The organism is Shewanella kaireitica, from assembly GCF_023284045.1.
In the GTDB taxonomy this organism is placed as follows: Bacteria; Pseudomonadota; Gammaproteobacteria; order Enterobacterales; family Shewanellaceae; genus Shewanella; species Shewanella kaireitica.
Window position 1 is genome coordinate 498,118 of sequence record NZ_JAKIKQ010000002.1, and the last position, 20,063, is coordinate 518,180.

The following is a 20,063-nucleotide window of genomic DNA, read 5'->3' on the forward strand; positions in this document are numbered from 1 at the left end:
TTAGATGAACACTGTTTTGAACATTCAATGGCAACGTAGAACAGAGCAGTAGCATTTGAAATTATTTGATTAAAATAAGCAATGAGTGAAAATAATATAATCAAAATTAAGCAAACATGAGTTCGCTTCAATGGTAATCGGCGTAAGTTCAACACAGACCGCTTTTCAGACATAAAAAAACACCGCGCTAATAAATTAGTGCGGTGTTTTAAATTAAAGCTTTGCCAATACCCGAAGGTATTAATGCAAAATATTAGTCTTCTGCAACAACAGAAAGCTTAACAATAGCTTTAACTTCAGTGTGAAGTTGAACTTCAACTTCGAAATCACCAGTGTTGCGCAATGCACCTAGTGGTAGACGTACTTCGCTTTTAGCAAGCTCAACGCCAGCAGCAGTAACTGCATCAGCTACGTCACGGTTACCAATAGATCCAAATAGCTTGCCTTCGTCACCAGCTTTAGAAGCGATAACAACAGCTTCTAGTGCAGTGATTTTTTCTGCACGAGCAGAAGCAGCAGCTAATTCTTCAGCTAACTTAGCTTCTAGTTCAGCACGACGTGCTTCAAAAACTTCAGTGTTAGCAGCGTTAGCAACAACAGCTTTACCTTGTGGTAAAAGGAAGTTACGAGCGTAACCAGCTTTTACAGAAACTTGGTCACCCAAGTTGCCTAGGTTAGCGATTTTATCAAGTAAAATAACGTTCATTTTATATTCCTCTAAATTATTGCAGTATTACTGATGTAAATCAGTGTACGGCAGTAGAGAAAGATAACGAGCACGCTTGATAGCGCGAGCTAGTTGACGTTGATATTTAGCATTTGTACCAGTGATACGACTAGGAACAATTTTACCACTTTCAGTGATGTAGTTCTTCAAAGTAACGATATCTTTGTAATCGATCTCGGTAACGCCTTCTGCAGTGAAACGGCAGAACTTGCGACGACGGAAATAACGTGCCATGTGACAGTCTCCTAAGTTTTCAATTCGACATTTTCAGCGTGTAAAACCAAACGATTTTGACCATTTCTGCTCTGTTGCAGATTAAGGAAACCTTCGACTTGGATTTCTACGCCGGCTTTCAGATTTTCTGTAACGCTGTTAAAGCGTTCACCACTTAATACAACTTGGATTTGACAATAAACGTTGCGTAGCATTTCTGCTTCATAACGTTGAGATTTGTGCTCCAACATCAGTACCGTATGGGCAATGCCTGCTGGGCTATCAAATCGTCTAGAACGCGTAATGGTTCCTGCTAGTACCAAATTGTTTGTGGTCACAAAAAAACTTACTCAGCTGTGTTTTCAGCGCTTTCTTTAACTTCTTCAGTAGCTTCTGCACGAGGTGCACGCTCTTCAGATGAACGACGTGTATCGCGTTCGTCTTTAGCTTTAGCCATTGGAGATGCTTCAGTGATGGCAGCTTTAGTACGCATAACCATGCTACGCAAAACAGCGTCGTTGAAACGGAAAGCTGTTTCAAGTTCTTCAACCGATTCTGCAGTAGTCTCTACGTTCATAAGAACATAGTGAGCTTTATGCAACTCGATGATTGGGTAAGCCAGTTGACGACGGCCCCAGTCTTCTAAACGGTGAATTTGACCGCCAGCTTGGGTAAGAATACCCGTGTAACGCTCGATCATACCTGGCACTTGCTCACTCTGATCAGGGTGAACTAAAAATACGATTTCATAATGACGCATTTTTTTGCTCCTTACGGTTATCTAGCCTCGTTGTTGGCTCAGTCAAACCTAATAGAGGCAAGGAACTAATTAAAGTGACTGATTTAAGCCGCGGAATAATACATAAATTAGCGACGAGACTCAAGCGATAACTTACCTAGAACGTAATTAACTGCGTTATAGCTGTTGTTTTAAGTGAGTCATCAATTTAGCCGCTGGCAAACTTTTCAATGCTGGCCACATTAGGGCGGCCTTGATTACGTCACCTCCAGCGAAGGTTGAAGGTATAAACGCCTTGAGTTCACTGCGGATGCATTTCGATTCGCTGTAATTTTTATGCGTTTAGATCGCTTTGTATAGAGATGACTATCAATATAACTTTAGGTCAAATCGCGACCCCATTTATCTCCAAGATATAACTGGGATACATGACAAGCAGGAATCTAGTTTGCGCGACAGCTGATTCTAGGTATGATGTCGCATTGCTTCATTTAACTTTCAACCTAGAACAACATACCAAGAATAATAATGTCTAGAATCCTTACCGCAGTCTTAACACTACTTTGCTCGCCTGCAGCCTATGCACTTGTACCGCCAGATTATCAAGAGCCGCCAAGTGATTTTACCGCCGAAATAGAGGCGGGTTTCCAGCTTAATACCGGTAATACCGAGTCGAGCAGTTTTAATGGTCGTACAAAATTGGTTTACGATACCGATGCGATTAGACAAGAAGGGACCATTAAGGCCTATTTTGCCGCTGACGATGAAAAGACCACTTCAGAAAAGTACGATCTGCAGCTGCAATCTAGCTATAAATTCTACAGTGGCTACGTTTTTGGCCGTGGTGACTTCACCTGGGATAAGTTTGGTAGTTACACGCAAGTATCGACTATTTCAGGCGGTTATGGTTTCGATGCAATTTCCGACTCGAGTACCAAACTTAGTTTAGAAGTCGGTCCAGGTTATCGCTATAACTTACCCATTGCGACAGACACGAACCCTAACCCTGAAGCCAATAAAGATGTCATTTTGCGTACTGCGGCAAAATTCGAACAGAAACTACAAGAGTATACTAGCCTTAATGCTGATTTAACGTCTGAGGTTGGTGAAGACAACAACACGCTAACTTTAGATATGAGCTATAAAAATACCCTTTTTCAAGATTGGGCATTCAAGATAGGTGTCAATATAAAATACACCCAAGTGGTACCTGAAGGGTCTAAACAAACAGACACCATCACGACCTTTAATCTACTGTATACCTTTCAATAGCCAGACTCGATAATTTACCCTTGAGTTTGTTTAGAGCGCACTCAAGGGTAATTCGGTTAACAGCGACTCTCTATGACTTTAATTGCTGCATTAAATAAGCGTAAACCATAGAGCTGAGTTCTGCGGCTTGGTTATTATCAGCAGCACCGGCATGCCCACCTTCTATGTTTTCGTAATACAGCACATCTATCCCCATATCTTCCATTTTCGCAACCATTTTACGAGCATGGCCTGGGTGGACACGATCATCGCGAGTTGAGGTAGTAAAAAACACTTTAGGGTAAACAGTATCTTTCTTTAGATTATGATAAGGCGAAAATGTTTTTATATAGTCCCATTGCGCTGGAATATCAGGGTCGCCATATTCTCCCATCCAACTAGCCCCAGCCAGTAGCTTATTATAACGCTTCATATCGAGTAACGGCACTTGGCACACGACTGCGTTATACAGATCTGGATTGCGAGTAAAGGCCGCGCCCATCAATAGGCCGCCATTACTGCCACCTTGGATCCCCAAATGCTTACTCGACGTAATTTTTCTGCTAACCAAGTCTTTTGCTATCGCTTCAAAATCTTCATAAGCCTTATGACGATTTTCTTTCAACGCAGCTTGATGCCACGCAGGCCCATATTCACCACCGCCGCGAATGTTAGATAGCACATACACACCGCCCTGCTCTAGCCAGTTTTTACCGATTGTCGCAGAATATGAAGGACGCAGCGATACTTCAAAACCGCCATAACCATAGAGCAGAGTCGGGTTTGTACCATCTAGCTTTATGTTCTTTGCCATAACCACGAAATACGGCACTTTTGTGCCATCCTTTGATTTAGCAAAATACTGCTTCGTTTCAAATTTTTCTGCTGCAAACTGCTGCTTCATCGCCTTTAACTTACTTGCCTTCATGCTCTTAGCGTCAAATAGATAAAGGCTAGAGGGTTCTAAAAAGCTGGTGTAGTTAACGAAGACCTCACTGCTGTCATCTTCAGCGCCGAATACGCTTAATGTACCGTTGACATCAATTGGAGCTTGTTGCGTTTGCCACTTACCACCCTTTTGTACATAACGTATCAATTTACTTTTTACGTTATCAAGCCAAGTAATTAATATTGCACCTTTAGTAAATCGAACTTGGGAAATTGAGGCTGTCGCGGTTGGTTCAACCAGCACACTAAATTCAGGTTTCTGCGCAATCAGTTTATCAAGATCTGTATAAACAATAGCGCCCTGCTTAAAGGTTTTTCCGCCAGCTTTGAGCTCACTCTTCAACTCTATATAGAGCTGATCATTGAAATAGCCTTTAATGTCTGCATCTTTCGGCAGCGGTAACTCCACCAATTTGTTGTCACGATATGCGTAGTGTTGAGCAGTATAAAAAGTAAGGCTTTCAGTCACCAGTTGTAGTGGCTTTTCATCGTCATAAATGACATAACCAGACACCGCAACTGACGCTTTATCACCACTAAAAATTGTTTTAGCCTCAGACAATGGCGTACCACGTTGCCACTGTTTAACCACTTTTGGATATCCAGAGTCAGTTAAACTGTTACCGTCACCAAAATCAGTGCCAACAAAAACAGTATCTTTGTCTATCCAACTGACACTTGATTTTGCTTCATTCAATGTAAAAGGTTTACTCTGTTTGTCTAGAAATGCTTTTTGCTTTAAATCAAACTCACGCACTTCAACAGCATCAGCGCCGCCGCGTGACAGCGATACCATACAACGATCATAATTAGGGTAACGACAGTCCATCCCCTTGTATACCCAATTCACCCCTTCAGCTTTTCCTAGCGCATCAACATCTAATACCGTTTCCCATTTAGGTTCGGCTTTGACGTACTCTTCCATGGTGGTGCGACGGTAAATGCCACGGACATGCTTTTCATCTTTCCAAAAATTATACAGGTAGCCATCCATACGACTTGCATAGGGGATCCGCTCTTTGTTATTCAAAATAGCAAGGCTATTGCTGACTAGCCCATCAAACCCTTTATATGCTTTTATCTCTTTTTCTGAGAGGGCATTTTGCTGTTTAACCCACTCCATCGGTTTCTTGCCCTCTACATCTTCGAGCCAGAGAAACTTGTCCTCTTCAGCAAAAGTGGGAGCTGCGGCAATTGAACTTAGCACGCATAAAGATAAGACTTTGTTTCGCATGTAAACATCCTGTTATAAGAATTTATTCGAATAAGCTACTGCATGCACAATGAAAGTGGAATAGTCGAAACAGAAAAAGTAACAGCCAACTCAAGCTATTCTGTAAAGATTAGTGTCAAATCGATACGAAAACGCCGATGAAGTCAAAGCTTCATCGGCGCTTATAGTAATGACCTGTGATATGCAGGTCATTAGTTCTTAGTAGACTTATTTTGCTAAACGTTGACGCACAGCTTCAAACAGGCAAATTCCCGTCGCAACAGACACGTTTAGACTAGATACACTGCCCGCCATTGGGATAGAAATTAGGGTATCGCAGCTTTCACGAGTTAAGCGGCGAAGCCCTTTACCTTCTGCGCCCATAGCAATCGCCAGAGGTCCTGTTAGGCTAGCTTGGTAAACATCACTATCAGCTTCACCTGCTGCTCCAGCAATCCAGATCCCTTTATCTTGTAAGCTACGCATGGTGCGCGCAAGATTGGTCACTTGATATAGAGGAACGATTTCTGCAGCGCCGCAAGCCACTTTACTAACAACCGGCGTTAACCCAACTGAGTTATCTTTCGGTACGATAATCCCTTGCACACCAGCAGCATCAGCATTACGTAAACATGCACCCAGGTTATGCGGATCGGTAACCCCATCCAGTATTAACAAAAATGGCGTTTCAGTGGCATCTAACATTGCATGTAGATCGTTATCATTGAGGATCTTGGCAGCTTTCACCTTTGCCACAACACCTTGATGCTGACCACCTGCTGACTTATCGTCTAACGCTTTGCGAGAAGCGTACTGAACAGACACGCCCCATTGCGATGCGATTTCCAAGATTGGTGTTAATCGCTTGTCATCACGGCCTTGTAGTACCCAGATTTCAATAACGCGCTCTGGGCTATTTTGCAATACAGCTTCAACAGCATGCAAACCGAAAGTAATATCTTGCTTCTTCATCTATTTCTTACTCGTTTTACGCTTCGCTGACTTGGCTTTTTTAGCCGAAGACTTTTTTGCAGAAGCTTTTGTCTTAGTCGTGCCAGCTTTGCTGCCACTGCTTGATTTGTTTTTACTTGCCGAGCGAGAGCCTGACTTAGCACCACTCTTAGTGCTACTTGTACGTTTGCCTTTGCCTTTGCCAGCATTGCGCTCTTTATCAGCAAGCTTAGCGCCTTCACGATTAACACGTTCTCTCGCAGTCATGGGCTTACTCGGTTTACGGCGCTTACCGCCTGCAGAGTCCCCTTCCATCATCAGATCAATTTGACGGTCATCAAGATTTACCGCTGCAACTTTTACCGTTACCGTATCGCCAATCTGATATACCTGACCAGAGGCCTCACCGACTAAACGTTGGCGCATATTGTCGTATTGGTAGTAATCACTACCTAAACTTGAGATATGTACTAATCCATCGATAAATAGATCATTAAGTCGTACAAACATGCCAAAGTGTGTCACCGATGCAATAACGGCTTCAAAGGTATCGCCAACATGATCTTGCATAAACTCACACTTGAGCCAATCATTGACGTCTCGCGTTGCTTCATCTGCACGGCGTTCAGTGGTTGAACACTCCTCACCTAAAAGATCCAATTCTTCAATCTTGTAGTTGTAACCGCCATCGCCAGTCCACTGCTCAGACTGTTCTCCCTCTTGTTTTGACAACAAGTAACGGATTACGCGGTGCAAGATTAGATCAGGGTAACGTCGAATTGGCGAGGTGAAGTGTGAATATGCCTCTAATGCCAAACCAAAATGACCTTCGTTATCGGGGGTATAGGTTGCTTGGCGCATAGACCTTAATAGCATCACCTGAATAAGCTCAGCATCAGGTCTATCTGCTATCTGCTCCATCACCGCTTGGTAATCTTTTGGAGTAGGCTCAAGTCCACCTTCCATGGTCAATCCACGTTCTTTAAGGAAATCCTTAAAGTTAGTAAGTTTTTGCTCTGATGGCGCCTCGTGCACTCGGTATAACACTTCACCTTTATGCTTTTTAACAAACTTAGCCGAAGCAACGTTTGCTAAAATCATGCACTCTTCAATGATCTTATGCGCTTGATTACGGCTCCGTGGAACAATTTTATCAATCTTACGCTGCTCATTGAAAATGAACTGAGTTTCAGTGGTTTCAAATGCAATAGCGCCACGTTCAGCTCTGGTTTCATCCAATGTTAGATACAGAGACTGTAATGTTTGCAGATGTGGGAAAATAGGTTTGAGCTTATCACTCACCTCTCCGCCCTCTAGCATGTCAGCAACCTGGGTATAGGTTAGACGAGCATGAGAGTGCATTACTGCGGGGTAAAACTTATATCCCGATAATTTACCCGCTGCAGAAATAGTCATCTCAGCAACCATACAAAGACGGTCAACCTCTGGCATCAAAGAACACAGGCCATTTGAGATCTTCTCTGGCAACATCGGAATGACTTGAGATGGGAAGTACACCGAGTTACCGCGCGAGCGCGCTTCTCTGTCTAATGCCGATTCTGTACGCACATAATGGCTAACATCGGCGATTGCGACCCATAAACGCCAGCCACCAGACTTTTTCTTCTCTGCATATACCGCATCGTCAAAGTCGCGGGCATCTTCACCATCAATAGTTACTAACGGTAAATGACGTAGGTCAACACGGCCTTCTTTGTCTGCCTCTGTCACTTCATCAGGAATTTTTCTGAGCTTCTTCTCTATCAGCCCTGACCACTTATGTGGCAGGTCGTAATTGCGCAGTGCAATCTCAATCTCCATCCCAGGAGCCATCTGTTGCCCCAAAACTTCGATTACTTTTGCTGCTGCTTTAACATAACGACCGGGTCTGCGAGTAAGCTCTAATACTACTATATCGCCCTGACGAGCACCTTTACGGTCCTCTTCAGGCACTAAGATCTCTTGGGTAATTCGACGGTCATCAGCAATAACAAAGCCCATGCCAGCATCGAGATGAAAGCGGCCAACAAGTGCAGCGCTTCGCTGTTCAACTAAACGCACTATTCTGGCCTCGCGGCGGCCTTTACGGTCAACACCTGCTTTTTGTGCGAGCACTTTATCACCGTGGAAATACATCATCATGTCACGGTTATTAATATAGAGGTCGTCACCGCCCTCTTCTAGCTTAAGAAACCCAAAACCATCGCGGTGGCCAATAACCGTACCGGTTAGTAAATCCATTCTTTCTGGCAAGCCATAGGCTTTACCACGGGTAAACACTAGCTCACCGTCACGCTCCATCGCTCGCAAACGACGACGGATAGCTTCTAATTGCTCTTCGCCCTCAATCTTGAGTGCATTTGCAATATGTTCACGGGTTAACGGGGACTTTTGAGAGCGTAAGTATTCCAAAATATACTCACGACTTGGGATAGGGTTGTCGTACTTTTCTTGCTCTCGCTTAATATGTGGATCTTGTATCATTCATTTTCCAAAATATTGGCATGACTGCTTTCAGCCATGCTTATTGTTGCGTTCTCAGGTGTTCCTGTTTTGCCCTAGCCACTGAGCTGGGCGGCATTTTTGCCTCTAACACCTTTAACAAATTGCTTGCTTCGGCTTGCACCGTTTCATCGCTAAATACTTCGTTGTATAGCCAATGAAATCCAGTTTCGTAATCGCGTGGGCTACCATAGCCTTCACCAAATAACCGAACCAACATGATTCGCGCAGGCAGGTCACCTGTCGCAGCAGCGGGCAATACGTATTGCACAGCACGCTCTTTATCTTCCATAACGAATTTACCGTCATGATAATACTCCGCCATTCTAACCATGGCTTCAGCACTGCCTTGTCGTGCTGAGGTTTTTAACATCGAGATCCCACGCGGCGGGTTGGCCTTAACGCAGATCCCGTAATTGAGCATTTCAGCCCAAAGATACTGATAGAGTGGCTGCTTTAACACTTCTGCTCTAGCTTCAATATCTTCTACAATTTGGCAATCATCGCCCTTAACTTGCGTTAAATAGCGTTTACTACGGATTAAATCAACCAGTTGCTCTTGAGTATAGACGTCTACTGCTTTGGGAGCAGCCATACTCGGCAAAGAAATTATCGACAATACAATAATTAATACATAACGCAGCATAAGTTCTCTCAATGACAGTAAGTAAATTCAAGCACAAACATATTATCAGCTATAGATATATTTGCAGCCTGCTCTGTCTTTTTCATCGGCAGTATAACGTATTTCTTGAGGACTACCTGCGCCCCAACCCTTCCTAGCTGTAGCGACTTTTTTTACCTTCAGCAAGCACCCAATAAAAAGGCCGCTAATCGCGGCCTCTTTTTATTAACTAAACGGATTCACCAGAATCATGGTCTCGTTTCTATCCGGACCCGTTGAGATAATATCAATTGGCGTTTCTAGCAACTCTTCTAAACGCTTAATGTAGTTCATTGCTGCTTGTGGCAGCTGCTCTACAGATGTTGCGCCGAATGTTGTTTCGCTCCAACCAGGCATAGTCTCTAAAACAGGGGTTACCTGCTCATAGCCTTCTGCTGCAAGCGGAGTTGTTGTTGCTACAGTTCCATCTGGATACTGGTAGCCGACACAAATCTTCACCTCTTCAAGACCATCTAGAACATCTAGCTTAGTCAAGCAGAAGCCGCTTACGCTGTTGATTTGAACTGCACGCTTCATTGCGACAATGTCTAACCAACCTGGACGACGCTTACGACCCGTAGTCGCACCAAACTCGTGACCCTTAGTACCTAAGTAGTCACCAATTTCGTTTTCCAATTCCGTAGGGAAAGGACCAGCACCAACACGTGTGGTGTATGCCTTCATAATACCCAAAACGTAATCTAGATGACGCGGACCAAATCCAGAACCAGTTGCAACACCACCTGCGGTAGTATTAGAAGAGGTTACAAATGGATAAGTACCATGGTCAATATCTAGTAACGTGCCTTGAGCACCTTCAAATAGAATTGGTTCACCTGCTTTACGTGCCTGATCAAGAAGCTCAGAAACGTCAGTGCACATGCTCTTCAAGTAATCAGCAATCGCAAGAGCATCTTTCAATGTCTCTTCATAATCAACTGCTTCGCACTTGTAGTATTCAGTCAACATAAAGTTGTGATAAGCCATCACTTCCTTCAGTTTTTCGGCAAACAATTCTGCATTAAACAGATCGCCTACACGTAAACCGCGGCGTGAAACTTTATCTTCATATGCTGGACCAATTCCACGACCCGTTGTGCCAATAGCTTTATTGCCACGCGCTTTTTCGCGAGCCATATCTAATGCACAATGGAATGGAAGAATTAGAGGACATGCTTCAGAAATTAATAAACGTTCCTCTACAGGGACGCCACGCTCTTTAAGCATGTTAATTTCAGTCATCAGTGCGTCAGGTGCAAGCACCACGCCGTTACCAATAATGCATTTCACATTATCGCGTAAGATCCCTGATGGAATAAGATGAAGAACGGTCTTGTCGCCATCGATAACAAGTGTATGACCAGCATTGTGGCCACCTTGGTAACGAACGACATATTTAGCCTGTTCGGTAAGAAGATCGACTATCTTACCCTTTCCTTCGTCACCCCATTGGGTGCCGAGAACTACAACGTTTTTGCCCATTATTTGCTGCACGGTAGTGGTTAAAACGGGATTTTAGCAGATCTATAGGGGCTTTAGGCAAGTAATTTATGAAAAAATAATCAATATTACTATGCCAACAGTGACTAAAGAACCACCTAAGCGTTGCAGAAGCTGCTGATTTTGATTGGAAATTTCTTTCAAATAGGCACGCCAACGATTTGGAAACAAAAGTGGACCAATTCCTTCAATTATCAACACTAAACCTAACGCCAGCATGATTAACTCAAAAGACATAACAAAGTATTTCCTATGCCGAACAGTTTATAATATGAACACACTTTCATTCACTCAAATACGCATTTACGCCCAACACATTTCTTATACCACTTTTAGTGACTCTAGTTTAACAGAAAGTATAGGAGACACGTTTCAAAACAGATAAAACCTATCAATAGCTACTGCACAAACTTGATGTAGCTAGCCATAACGTCCACAGAGCGGATTAGAGTCTCTTATCCATACTCCTACCTAACTTATATCTTATACCAATCGGCATAAAGATTTGGTCGCTCAGCGAGAGTTTAGCGGTTTTGAGACAAGGCAATGAGTAAAGTACGTAGTTACTCTACGTTCAAACTCAATAACGCAGCATCAGAGCCGCTAAAGCTCGTCTGTAAGGAGTGTTTTTAGCTTCCTACTTCTGTGTTGGATAAAGGCAAAAGGGAACAACTATTATGTCAATTACCCGCCTTGAATTAGTTCGCAAAAAACACTTTGAGTAGACCAACTACTTATGCCGATTGGCATTAGCTCTAACAGCCTTATAGGAGACCCACACATACAAACAGCGGCAGTATCCAATCTCAATAAATAAAAAGACCTTTTACTCTCCAATAATGCTTAGGGACTGAAGGTAGTCCGAAGCTACGTCTAAAAGGATTTAGAGTATTGCAAGTAGCAATTAACAAGGATGTCTGACTTGAGATTAACAATTAGCTTCAGTCATCTTCCTTGCCTACAAAGCCTTCCTGAATGAACATCGACTGAATGGTATTGAATTAAGCTGAGAAGACTGAATTACAAGCAATAAAAAACCCAGCATATAGCTGGGTTTTTTGAACTCTGAAAGCGAAAATTAACGCTTTGAGAATTGTGGCTTACGACGTGCTTTACGTAGACCAACTTTCTTACGCTCAACTTTACGAGCATCACGGGTAACGAAACCAGCAGCACGTAGAGAAGGACGTAGAGACTCGTCAAGTTCCATCAACGCACGAGTAATACCGTGGCGAATTGCACCAGCTTGGCCAGTGTTACCACCGCCCTTAACTGTTACATTGATGTCTAACTTTTCAGTCATTTCAACTAGCTCAAGTGGCTGACGAACAACCATGCGAGAAGTTTCACGACCAAAATATTCGTCTAGAGGTAGTTTGTTAACAGTGATGTTACCAGTACCTACTTTAGCGAATACGCGAGCTGTAGATGTTTTGCGACGGCCAGTGCCGTAGTATTGAGTTGCAGCCATTGCTATAATCCCGTTTAGATATCAAGAACTTGAGGTTGTTGTGCAGCGTGGTTATGCTCTGTACCAGCGTAAACTTTAAGCTTACGGAACATGGCACGGCCCAAAGGACCTTTAGGTAGCATACCCTTAACTGCTTTCTCAATAATCATTTCAGGCTTATGATCTTGCAGCTTCTCAAAAGTAATCTGCTTAATGCCACCGATGAAACCAGAGTGTGAATAGTAAACTTTGCCTTTAGCTTTGTTACCAGTCACTGTAACTTTATCAGCGTTAATAACGATGATGTAGTCACCAGTATCTACATGAGGCGTATACTCTGGCTTATGCTTACCGCGTAGGCGAGTAGCAATTTCAGTAGCGATACGACCCAAAGTTTTACCTTCGGCGTCAACGACGAACCAATCACGAGTGACTGTTTCTGGTGTAGCAGTAAAAGTAGTCTTCATTTACAAAAACCCAATGTTAAAATTCTGTCTCACATGCTAATGCCACTATTGGCAAAAACACAAAAAATGCCTTTCCCCGCCCCTTCGAGCAAAGAATTAGGCTTTACAACTTCCACCTAAAGTGGTGGATAACGAGGGCAGGTGGCGGATTATAGACAAAGATGAGTTAAAAATCACCTAATTTTTAGATAAATTCTAATCTCTTTTCAAAATATTCTTCTATAGAACTCTCCCCTTTAGCTTCAAACGGTTTAGCGACTGTTGCTAAGGGGAGTTTTATCTACTTGCTGTGGTTTACCCAGGTGGCTTTATATCACTAGCCATTTAATGCGATTACAACTTACGGCAGATGCTCCAGTGCTAAATAATCATGGGATTGCATTTCCGTTAACCTTGAGCGGCAGCGTCTAAATTCGAAATTCAGTAAGCCGTCAGTATAGATATCATCAAGTGACACCGCCGAGGAGATAATGAGTTTAACGTTGCGCTCATAAAACTCATCAACCATCGCCAAAAATCGACGTGCAATATCATCACCAGTTAAATGCTCGCCCATCTGCTCAACATTACTCAGCAGCACAGTATGATATAGCCTCGCGACCTCCATATAATCTCTTTGGCTACGCGGCCCATCACATAAAGCTCTAAAATCTATCAGTAATACCCCTTGAGCTTGCTGGCGAATATCGATGTTGCGTCCATCAATCTCCAACGCCAGCGTTGATACTTCAGACTCTGGAGCAAGCTTAATAAAGTACTCTTGTAGATTTTGCTCAGCCTTTTCATCAAGAGGCGAATGATAGATCTCTGCTTGTTCAAGAGTTCTAAGTCGGTAATCCACACCAGAATCAACATTCAAGATTTCACAATGCTTATTAATCGCGGCAATAGCAGGAAGGAAGCGCGCACGCTGTAAGCCGTTACGGTATAACTCATCGGGAATGATATTAGAGGTTGCGACCAAAGCCACACCTTCAGCAAACAGAGATTCAAACAAAGTACCTAATAGCATGGCATCAGTAATGTCTGATACAAAAAACTCATCAAAACAGATCACCTGATACTTAGTGGCCATCTCTTTTGCAATCATTACCAATGGATCTCGCTGCCCTTGTAACTGAGCTAAATCAATATGAAGTTGGTGCATGAAGCGGTGGAAGTGTGCTCGAAGCTTCTTATCACTTGGCAGTGCATCAAAGAAGGTATCCATAAGGTACGTCTTACCGCGTCCAACCCCGCCCCACAAATACAAGCCTTGCACACTTGGCTTCGCTTTTCTCCCGAAAAAGGATAAGAGTTTATTGCTACTACGGCCTTGAGAATTTTGCGCAATAAGATCGTCATACACGCGTTGCAGCTGCTTAACGGCTTGCTCTTGTGCTGCATCGTGGGAAAAGTCATCTCGAGTTAGATCTTGCTGATAATGCTGCCAAGGCGTTAAATGCGACACGTAAATCATTCTCTATAAGTAGGGGACAAACACAAATCAGCCATTTTTAGCTGTTTGACGATTAATTTTAATTAAACTCTGCAGTAAATAGTACCACGCTGGAATGCTGCAATGTATATTTGGCTGCATCTCTCTTATTAAAAGTCGTTATTGGAGTCACTATGGAATGGGCATTAACTTTTGCAGCCTTTGTTATTGGTAGCGTTTTTGGCTATGTGGGGCATAGCGTTTTATCGAGAAACAGCAAGGACAAGAGTCAAAATAAGCAATTAGAACAAACACAATTAGAGTTAAGCCAGTACAAGCAAGAGGTGTCAGATCACTGTGATGAGCATGACAAACAGTTGGCAGAATTGACTAGCCTCATCAGTAAAGTAAACCAAAAGTGGCATACATCAGCCAGCATATTAACCTCTGCGGCCGCTGATACAACAAGCTCTGAAGCAGAGCCTATCGATAACCACAGCGCATCAATAGATAATGCCTATACTAAGAAAGCCCCGTCAGTTTGAATATATAAGAAACATGTACCGCTGAATTAACCTTTGTTAATGATTGATGAACTTTTTGATACTCGCTTGAGTCCGACTCAATAACAACGATGTAATTTTATGACATGCATGGCCGCTGCCTTCATATTGAAAACATATTTACAGAATCATGCAGACATTAGTTTTGACGAAATTGGAGCAACGTATAAATGAAGACTAAATTATCCTTACTTTCAGCAGCCCTTTTGGGCGCAACATTAACGCTAGCCCCTATTGTATCTCAAGCAGCAATTCCATTAGCTGTCGGTGGTGAAACAGTGCCAAGCTTAGCACCTATGCTACAAAAAACGACGCCAGCAGTCGTTGCGGTTGCCGTTTCGGGAACACATGTTTCTAAGCAAAAAGTGCCTGATGCTTTTCGCTACTTCTTTGGCCCTAATGCACCAAGGGAGCAAGTGCAGGAACGTCCGTTTAAAGGGCTAGGTTCAGGAGTGATCATTGATGCTAAAGAGGGTTATATCGTTACCAATAACCATGTAATCGAAGGTGCTGATGAAATTCTTATTGGTTTACATGACGGTCGTGAAGTCGAAGCGAAGCTCATAGGCAGTGATGCCGAATCTGATATCGCTTTATTACAAATTGAAGCCAAAAACCTCACCGCCCTAAAACGAGCTGATTCAGATAAATTGCAGGTCGGTGACTTTGCGGTCGCCATTGGTAATCCTTTTGGCCTTGGACAAACAGTAACCTCAGGTATTGTCAGTGCGATGGGGCGTAGCGGCCTAGGTATTGAAATGCTGGAGAACTTTATTCAAACCGATGCCGCCATTAACAGTGGTAATTCAGGTGGAGCACTCGTTAACCTCAACGGAGAACTCATCGGGATCAATACCGCCATTGTTGCGCCAGGCGGCGGTAACGTCGGTATTGGTTTTGCCATTCCAGCTAATATGGTCAACAACCTGGTCGATCAGATTATTGAGCATGGTGAAGTTCGCCGTGGTGTACTCGGTGTATTGGGGCAAGATCTCACTAGCGAGCTCGCTAAAGGTTTTGGTATCGAAACCCAGCATGGTGGCTTTATTAATGAAGTGATGCCAGATAGCGCGGCTGACAAGGCTGGGATTAAAGTTGGTGACATTATTGTTAGCGTAAATGGTCGTAAGATTAAGAGCTTTCAAGAGCTGCGAGCAAAAGTTGCCACTATGGGAGCTGGTAGCAAAGTTGAGTTTGGCCTAATTCGTGATGGTGATGAAGAAACAGTAACTGCAACCTTAGGTGAATCAACCCAAACAGCAGAAGCTGCTGCTGGCGCGGTGCATCCAATGCTTCAGGGCGCTAAGCTAGAGAACTCAAACAACTCTGGGGTCGTTATCACCGACGTCGCTCAAGGGTCACCAGCTGCTGCAAGTGGCCTAATAAAAGGGGATGTCATTGTTGGTGTAAACCGCAGTAAAGTAAAAAACCTTAAGTCACTAAAATCAGTACTTGAAGATCAAAAGGGTTCTGTCGCGCTAAAAATACAGCGTGACAACACCAGCATATATTTGATCCTTCGATAGCGAATCTCCGCAGTAGAAATAGCCGAGTGATTTACTCGGCTATTTTCTGTTTAGCTAGGGCTTTCGTACTGCGTGTTAGCTTCAAACATGTTAATCTAACTCACCTTTTCAGTATTACTCCCAGACATGATGATTAAAGACACTCTTATATATGTCAGTAAAGCCATAGCGTTTGGCCTTATCATGGCTGCAGTTATCATTATTGTGATGCCTTTAATTACCGGGCAAAGCCTCACTAATGGCTTATTCAATCGCGCGGTAACCAGTAGCAACGAACTCTCTTTTTCCACAGCAGTGCGCAGAGCTGCTCCAGCTGTAGTCAATATTTACAGCCTCAGTATAGATCAAAGAAAACCGCTGAAACCTAGTTCGCTGCAAGGGCTCGGATCAGGCGTGATAATGAGCAAAGAGGGCTACATACTCACTAACTACCATGTCATCAAGCAAGCCGATGAGATCGTGGTAGCCTTACAAGATGGCAGAAAGTTTACCTCGGAAGTGGTGGGTAGCGATCCTGAAACCGACTTAGCAGTTTTAAAAATTGAAGGTGACAATTTACCTTTGGTGCCACTTGAACTCGATGTTCCCGCTAGAGTTGGCGATGTAGTACTCGCAATTGGTAACCCTTATAACTTAGGGCAAACCATTACCCAGGGTATTATCAGCGCGACGGGGCGAAACGGACTGAGTTCTGGCTATCTTGACTTTCTGCAGACTGACGCCGCAATTAATGCAGGTAATTCGGGCGGTGCGCTCATTGATACTACCGGGCAACTCGTTGGGATCAATACTGCGGCTTTTCAGATAGGTAATGAAAGTGGCACCCATGGTATTAGTTTCGCAATCCCCATCAAGCTTGCCCACAGCATTATGGGCAAACTAATCCAAGATGGCCGCGTTATTCGTGGTGCTTTGGGGATTGGTGGAGAAGCTGTTGGCCCCGTTATGGCGCAGATCCTCAACATTCCTGATCTTACAGGAGTACTGATCACCAGTATCGATCCAGTAGGACCCGCAGCCAAAGCAAAACTTCGAAAACGCGACGTAATTACTCATTACGAAGGCGAAGCCATCCCGGGGGTAGAAATGTTGATGGACAGAATTGCAGAAACCCCGCCAGGCAAAGAGGTCAAGCTGACCATTATTCGTGAAGGAAAATCTTACGAAGTACCTGTGACTATCGATGAAAAGCCGGTTCACTATAATTAGCAGCTTAATGCACTGTGTATACCCTAAGAAAGCCTGCAGCTAGCAGGCTTTTTTTATGCCGGCACCGAACGCGTTACAACATGCTCTTAGGCCTATGCTCATAGCTATGTGGGTAATGATCAACACAATAACCAACTAATACCAATCAAGATAAAGGTTTAATCGTTCAACGAGAGTTTAGCAGTTTTGAGGTAAGATCATGAATTGCCCCTCGGTAACTGCTCCTACGTTAATCTCGATAATCGCTGCTGCATTATTCTAGCTTCGAACATCCTTGCTCTCGCCTCCCTATATCAGACCTCCAACGAGGGGGGAATGTCTGATATTGTATGGAACAAAGTAGACCATATAATCGTGCATTAATGACAGTCACGGCATCTGGGCTCGAGGGATGGAGGGTATGCCTTAAGCATGTCAGGACCATGCTTGACCTACAGCTAGTTATGAGTGAAGAGCATAACTACTCTGCTTTGTTTGCGGAAGGCTCGTCTATCCGCAATAAGCCAAACCAGAAGGCTGATTCAAATATTACCCCTAGTACCATTAAACCTGTTGCCTCAGAGGTAAACCCTACCCCATAACAGCCTAATGCTAAGATAATCAATACTGTAAGTAAGCTCATTCGTTGCCATAACTTCATCTATACAACTCCTTTTGATAAACACCTTTTGCACAATATTCGCAGCAGCTTTGCCTTCATTTAGCTCTCAATGAACCTTCGGCCTCACCTGTAATGAATACGGTATGGGTAAGGCTTTAACTCGTTAACTAACAATAACAAAATTAACCACTAGCACATGGCCTCATACATTAAGCTTTGTTTAACTGAGGGAATATAAGCAGGATTTCAAGATAAGAAAAAGCCGCCCTCGTGATGAAAGGGCGGCTTGCTTGCAGGGCCTAAATGATGAGTTTAGGTTTTACTTATGCATTTTACCGCCAGGAAGCTTCTCTACATATCCAGCAGTATCTTCATGGCATTCTCCACAAGAGAACTGCGCTGTAGCCCACGGCATTTGGAACTTACCATCCTCAGTGAATTGCTTAGCGTTCGGGTCTAAGTCAATCGTGAACAAATGAGACTTCACATCACCAAACTTAGTAACACCATCTTCACCTAGGTGCGTGACAGCACTCTTAGCCAGTTTAGGCATATGACAATCGGTACACTCTGCTACAAACTCATGCAATCCAACAGTGAACTCTTTCTTATATTCACCAGTATGACATGACGTACACTCTTTCACTGCACCAGTATGTAGGCCATCAGCACTATCTTGGTTTACGGTAGATTTGTGCGAGTCATGACAAGTGGTACAAGTCATATCTTTCTTAGGACCAATTTCGTCACCGGCTTTAAAGTCACCGTGATCTTCAGGAACGACACCTAAGATTTCATCACCTGTTTGATGATGCTTAGACAAGCCACCGCTAGAGATAATACGACCACCCACTTGGCTACCTTCAGGGAAGGCAACGTTGTATGCACTTATATAAGTTGGGTAATCTTTCTCACCGTCACGAGTATGACACTCAGCACAAGTTACCGCCTTACCAAAGCCCATATCTTCCGCTAAGAAATCTTCAGTAGTACGCGCCATCGCTATCTTAGTGATATTCTCTTTTGATGGAGCCGCGATATGCTCACTACCCGCACCATGACATGCTTCACACTGTACGCCTTGCTCAGCAAAAGTGCCGCCCATACCTGGTAGATCATCTTGACGGTCTAGATTACGAACATCGTCATCTTCGGTAGTGGTTCGCTTCCAACCGGTTGTATGGCAGTTACCGCACTTATACTGGTAGTTCATCTCAGATGCTTTATAGTCGCCCATCACATCAGGATCATCAATGTGATTATCAGGGATGTTCAAAGTACCGTCGCTATTGCGGATGTTATACTGCACGTTATTACCAGTAACGATATAACCTTCAGCATCTAACCAACGCATCTTCCAATGGTAACCACCTACAACATAGGTCACATCATCGTAGCTCGTCGGTGCACCTAAAGCATTGTTAGTAGTGCCATCACCATCTGGACCGGCAAACTGCAGCAAGTCGATAGCACCAGTAATGGTCGTTTCTGGTGTATAAGGGAAAACTGGTTGCTCACCATTTGCTATTTTTTGGATCTTGAAGTTATGTCCAGTCTTAGTAAAAGATTCGTGCTTACCACTGTGACAATCAGCACAAGCAGCTGAACCCACATAACTTAATGGTTCAGGCTCTGGTGTCGCTTCGATTGTAACGGTTACCACTGCAGATGCTTCATCGGTGCCATCGGTAATGGTGTAGTTAAATTTGACTTCACCGCTGTCCGTACCAGCAGTAAAATCAACCTTGCCATCTTTTATAACAGCATCTTCAGAATCCACTGACACGATAGAAAGTGCGTCACCATCAGCGTCTGTATCATTGGCTAAGACATCGATTGTAATAGTCTTTGTTGCCATCACGTTAGCGGCATCATCAACTGCGACAGGCGGAGTATTCTCTACTGGGGGAGTGGTATCATCATTATCGCTACCACAAGCAACCAACATGGTTATCATACTGGCGAGTAGTAATTTTTTACATGGAATTTGTGCGTTCATAAGTTCATCCTCAACATTGCTCATATTCATATCGCCAACGTTGCAGGGAATGGCGATTGATATGTCTCTATGGACATGCAACAAGTATTGAAGAGTTACTACTAAAGAGATAGATGACTAGAG

The 20,063-nt window shown here is 43.6% G+C and carries 19 protein-coding genes; 4 read left to right on the top strand and 15 right to left on the bottom strand.

The window, feature by feature from the left end; genetic code table 11:
* Positions 1–253: 253 nt before the first annotated feature.
* Genes rplI through rpsF form a run of 4 tightly spaced genes read right to left on the bottom strand, consistent with a single transcriptional unit; the run spans position 254 to position 1,700 of the window.
* On the bottom strand, positions 254–706 hold the full coding sequence (rplI, locus tag L2730_RS04730; RefSeq protein WP_020910910.1) for a 50S ribosomal protein L9: 453 nt from the start codon (positions 704–706) through the stop codon (positions 254–256).
* Between the two features lie 27 nt (positions 707–733).
* Entirely contained in the window at positions 734–961 is a 228-nt protein-coding gene (gene rpsR / locus L2730_RS04735; RefSeq protein WP_005497284.1) for a 30S ribosomal protein S18, read from the bottom strand.
* A gap of 11 nt (positions 962–972) precedes the next feature.
* The gene (gene priB / locus L2730_RS04740) at positions 973–1,278 is read right to left on the bottom strand and encodes a primosomal replication protein N (RefSeq protein ID WP_020910909.1); all 306 of its coding nucleotides are present in this window, start codon (positions 1,276–1,278) and stop codon (positions 973–975) included.
* Between the two features lie 8 nt (positions 1,279–1,286).
* Positions 1,287–1,700 (bottom strand): 30S ribosomal protein S6, encoded by a 414-nt coding sequence (rpsF, locus tag L2730_RS04745; RefSeq protein WP_020910908.1) that lies wholly within the window; start codon positions 1,698–1,700, stop codon positions 1,287–1,289.
* A 507-nt stretch (positions 1,701–2,207) separates the two neighbouring features.
* Here rpsF and L2730_RS04750 point away from each other — a divergent pair.
* The gene (locus L2730_RS04750; RefSeq protein WP_248973524.1) at positions 2,208–2,951 is read left to right on the top strand and encodes a DUF481 domain-containing protein; all 744 of its coding nucleotides are present in this window, start codon (positions 2,208–2,210) and stop codon (positions 2,949–2,951) included.
* A 70-nt stretch (positions 2,952–3,021) separates the two neighbouring features.
* Here L2730_RS04750 and L2730_RS04755 read toward each other — a convergent pair whose 3' ends face one another.
* The 9 genes from L2730_RS04755 to zapE all read right to left on the bottom strand — a co-directional run bounded on the left by L2730_RS04755 (position 3,022) and on the right by zapE (position 14,075).
* The gene (locus L2730_RS04755) at positions 3,022–5,112 is read right to left on the bottom strand and encodes a prolyl oligopeptidase family serine peptidase (RefSeq protein WP_248973525.1); all 2,091 of its coding nucleotides are present in this window, start codon (positions 5,110–5,112) and stop codon (positions 3,022–3,024) included.
* A gap of 207 nt (positions 5,113–5,319) precedes the next feature.
* Entirely contained in the window at positions 5,320–6,063 is a 744-nt protein-coding gene (gene rlmB, locus L2730_RS04760) for a 23S rRNA (guanosine(2251)-2'-O)-methyltransferase RlmB (protein WP_248973526.1), read from the bottom strand.
* Positions 6,064–8,526: a ribonuclease R gene (gene rnr / locus L2730_RS04765; protein ID WP_248973527.1), complete on the bottom strand. Its 2,463-nt coding sequence runs from the start codon at positions 8,524–8,526 to the stop codon at positions 6,064–6,066. It lies immediately after the preceding gene.
* A gap of 40 nt (positions 8,527–8,566) precedes the next feature.
* Positions 8,567–9,190 carry a tetratricopeptide repeat protein gene (locus L2730_RS04770; RefSeq protein WP_220736614.1) on the bottom strand — a complete coding sequence of 208 codons (624 nt, stop codon included), beginning with the start codon at positions 9,188–9,190 and terminating at the stop codon, positions 8,567–8,569.
* 204 nt (positions 9,191–9,394) lie between these two features.
* Complete coding sequence (locus L2730_RS04775; RefSeq protein ID WP_020910902.1) at positions 9,395–10,690, bottom strand: adenylosuccinate synthase; 1,296 nt, start codon at positions 10,688–10,690, stop codon at positions 9,395–9,397.
* A gap of 66 nt (positions 10,691–10,756) precedes the next feature.
* Positions 10,757–10,945: a DUF2065 domain-containing protein gene (locus tag L2730_RS04780; protein ID WP_020910901.1), complete on the bottom strand. Its 189-nt coding sequence runs from the start codon at positions 10,943–10,945 to the stop codon at positions 10,757–10,759.
* Positions 10,946–11,786: 841 nt separating this feature from the next.
* Complete coding sequence (rpsI, locus tag L2730_RS04785) at positions 11,787–12,179, bottom strand: 30S ribosomal protein S9 (protein WP_020910900.1); 393 nt, start codon at positions 12,177–12,179, stop codon at positions 11,787–11,789.
* Between the two features lie 14 nt (positions 12,180–12,193).
* Positions 12,194–12,625 carry a 50S ribosomal protein L13 gene (gene rplM, locus L2730_RS04790; protein WP_020910899.1) on the bottom strand — a complete coding sequence of 144 codons (432 nt, stop codon included), beginning with the start codon at positions 12,623–12,625 and terminating at the stop codon, positions 12,194–12,196.
* A gap of 340 nt (positions 12,626–12,965) precedes the next feature.
* The gene (zapE, locus tag L2730_RS04795; protein WP_248973528.1) at positions 12,966–14,075 is read right to left on the bottom strand and encodes a cell division protein ZapE; all 1,110 of its coding nucleotides are present in this window, start codon (positions 14,073–14,075) and stop codon (positions 12,966–12,968) included.
* A 161-nt stretch (positions 14,076–14,236) separates the two neighbouring features.
* Between zapE and L2730_RS04800 the strand changes: the two genes are divergently transcribed.
* The 3 genes from L2730_RS04800 (at position 14,237) to degS (ending at position 17,340) form a co-directional block, all read left to right on the top strand.
* Positions 14,237–14,587: a ZapG family protein gene (locus L2730_RS04800; RefSeq protein ID WP_248973529.1), complete on the top strand. Its 351-nt coding sequence runs from the start codon at positions 14,237–14,239 to the stop codon at positions 14,585–14,587.
* Between the two features lie 188 nt (positions 14,588–14,775).
* Complete coding sequence (locus tag L2730_RS04805) at positions 14,776–16,131, top strand: DegQ family serine endoprotease (protein WP_248973530.1); 1,356 nt, start codon at positions 14,776–14,778, stop codon at positions 16,129–16,131.
* Positions 16,132–16,257: 126 nt separating this feature from the next.
* Positions 16,258–17,340, top strand: coding sequence for an outer membrane-stress sensor serine endopeptidase DegS (gene degS, locus L2730_RS04810; RefSeq protein WP_248973531.1), 1,083 nt, complete (start codon positions 16,258–16,260; stop codon positions 17,338–17,340).
* Positions 17,341–17,800: 460 nt separating this feature from the next.
* Here degS and L2730_RS04815 read toward each other — a convergent pair whose 3' ends face one another.
* Together L2730_RS04815 and L2730_RS04820 are read right to left on the bottom strand one after the other, a co-directional pair.
* Complete coding sequence (locus L2730_RS04815; protein ID WP_248973532.1) at positions 17,801–17,980, bottom strand: hypothetical protein; 180 nt, start codon at positions 17,978–17,980, stop codon at positions 17,801–17,803.
* A gap of 280 nt (positions 17,981–18,260) precedes the next feature.
* Positions 18,261–19,940, bottom strand: coding sequence for an Ig-like domain-containing protein (locus tag L2730_RS04820; RefSeq protein ID WP_248973533.1), 1,680 nt, complete (start codon positions 19,938–19,940; stop codon positions 18,261–18,263).
* Between the last annotated feature and the right edge of the window lie 123 nt (positions 19,941–20,063).

Excerpts from the sequence above, each read along its gene's own strand:
- rplI (WP_020910910.1), bottom strand. The coding sequence starts at position 706 with ATGAACGTTATTTTACTTGATAAAATCGCTAACCTAGGCAACTTGGGT.
- rpsR (WP_005497284.1), bottom strand. The coding sequence starts at position 961 with ATGGCACGTTATTTCCGTCGTCGCAAGTTCTGCCGTTTCACTGCAGAA.
- rpsF (WP_020910908.1), bottom strand. The coding sequence starts at position 1,700 with ATGCGTCATTATGAAATCGTATTTTTAGTTCACCCTGATCAGAGTGAG.
- L2730_RS04750 (WP_248973524.1), top strand. The coding sequence starts at position 2,208 with ATGTCTAGAATCCTTACCGCAGTCTTAACACTACTTTGCTCGCCTGCA.
- L2730_RS04755 (WP_248973525.1), bottom strand. The coding sequence starts at position 5,112 with ATGCGAAACAAAGTCTTATCTTTATGCGTGCTAAGTTCAATTGCCGCA.
- rlmB (WP_248973526.1), bottom strand. The coding sequence starts at position 6,063 with ATGAAGAAGCAAGATATTACTTTCGGTTTGCATGCTGTTGAAGCTGTA.
- rnr (WP_248973527.1), bottom strand. The coding sequence starts at position 8,526 with ATGATACAAGATCCACATATTAAGCGAGAGCAAGAAAAGTACGACAAC.
- L2730_RS04770 (WP_220736614.1), bottom strand. The coding sequence starts at position 9,190 with ATGCTGCGTTATGTATTAATTATTGTATTGTCGATAATTTCTTTGCCG.
- L2730_RS04775 (WP_020910902.1), bottom strand. The coding sequence starts at position 10,690 with ATGGGCAAAAACGTTGTAGTTCTCGGCACCCAATGGGGTGACGAAGGA.
- L2730_RS04780 (WP_020910901.1), bottom strand. The coding sequence starts at position 10,945 with ATGTCTTTTGAGTTAATCATGCTGGCGTTAGGTTTAGTGTTGATAATT.
- rpsI (WP_020910900.1), bottom strand. The coding sequence starts at position 12,179 with ATGGCTGCAACTCAATACTACGGCACTGGCCGTCGCAAAACATCTACA.
- rplM (WP_020910899.1), bottom strand. The coding sequence starts at position 12,625 with ATGAAGACTACTTTTACTGCTACACCAGAAACAGTCACTCGTGATTGG.
- L2730_RS04800 (WP_248973529.1), top strand. The coding sequence starts at position 14,237 with ATGGAATGGGCATTAACTTTTGCAGCCTTTGTTATTGGTAGCGTTTTT.
- L2730_RS04805 (WP_248973530.1), top strand. The coding sequence starts at position 14,776 with ATGAAGACTAAATTATCCTTACTTTCAGCAGCCCTTTTGGGCGCAACA.
- degS (WP_248973531.1), top strand. The coding sequence starts at position 16,258 with ATGATGATTAAAGACACTCTTATATATGTCAGTAAAGCCATAGCGTTT.
- L2730_RS04815 (WP_248973532.1), bottom strand. The coding sequence starts at position 17,980 with ATGAAGTTATGGCAACGAATGAGCTTACTTACAGTATTGATTATCTTA.
- L2730_RS04820 (WP_248973533.1), bottom strand. The coding sequence starts at position 19,940 with ATGAACGCACAAATTCCATGTAAAAAATTACTACTCGCCAGTATGATA.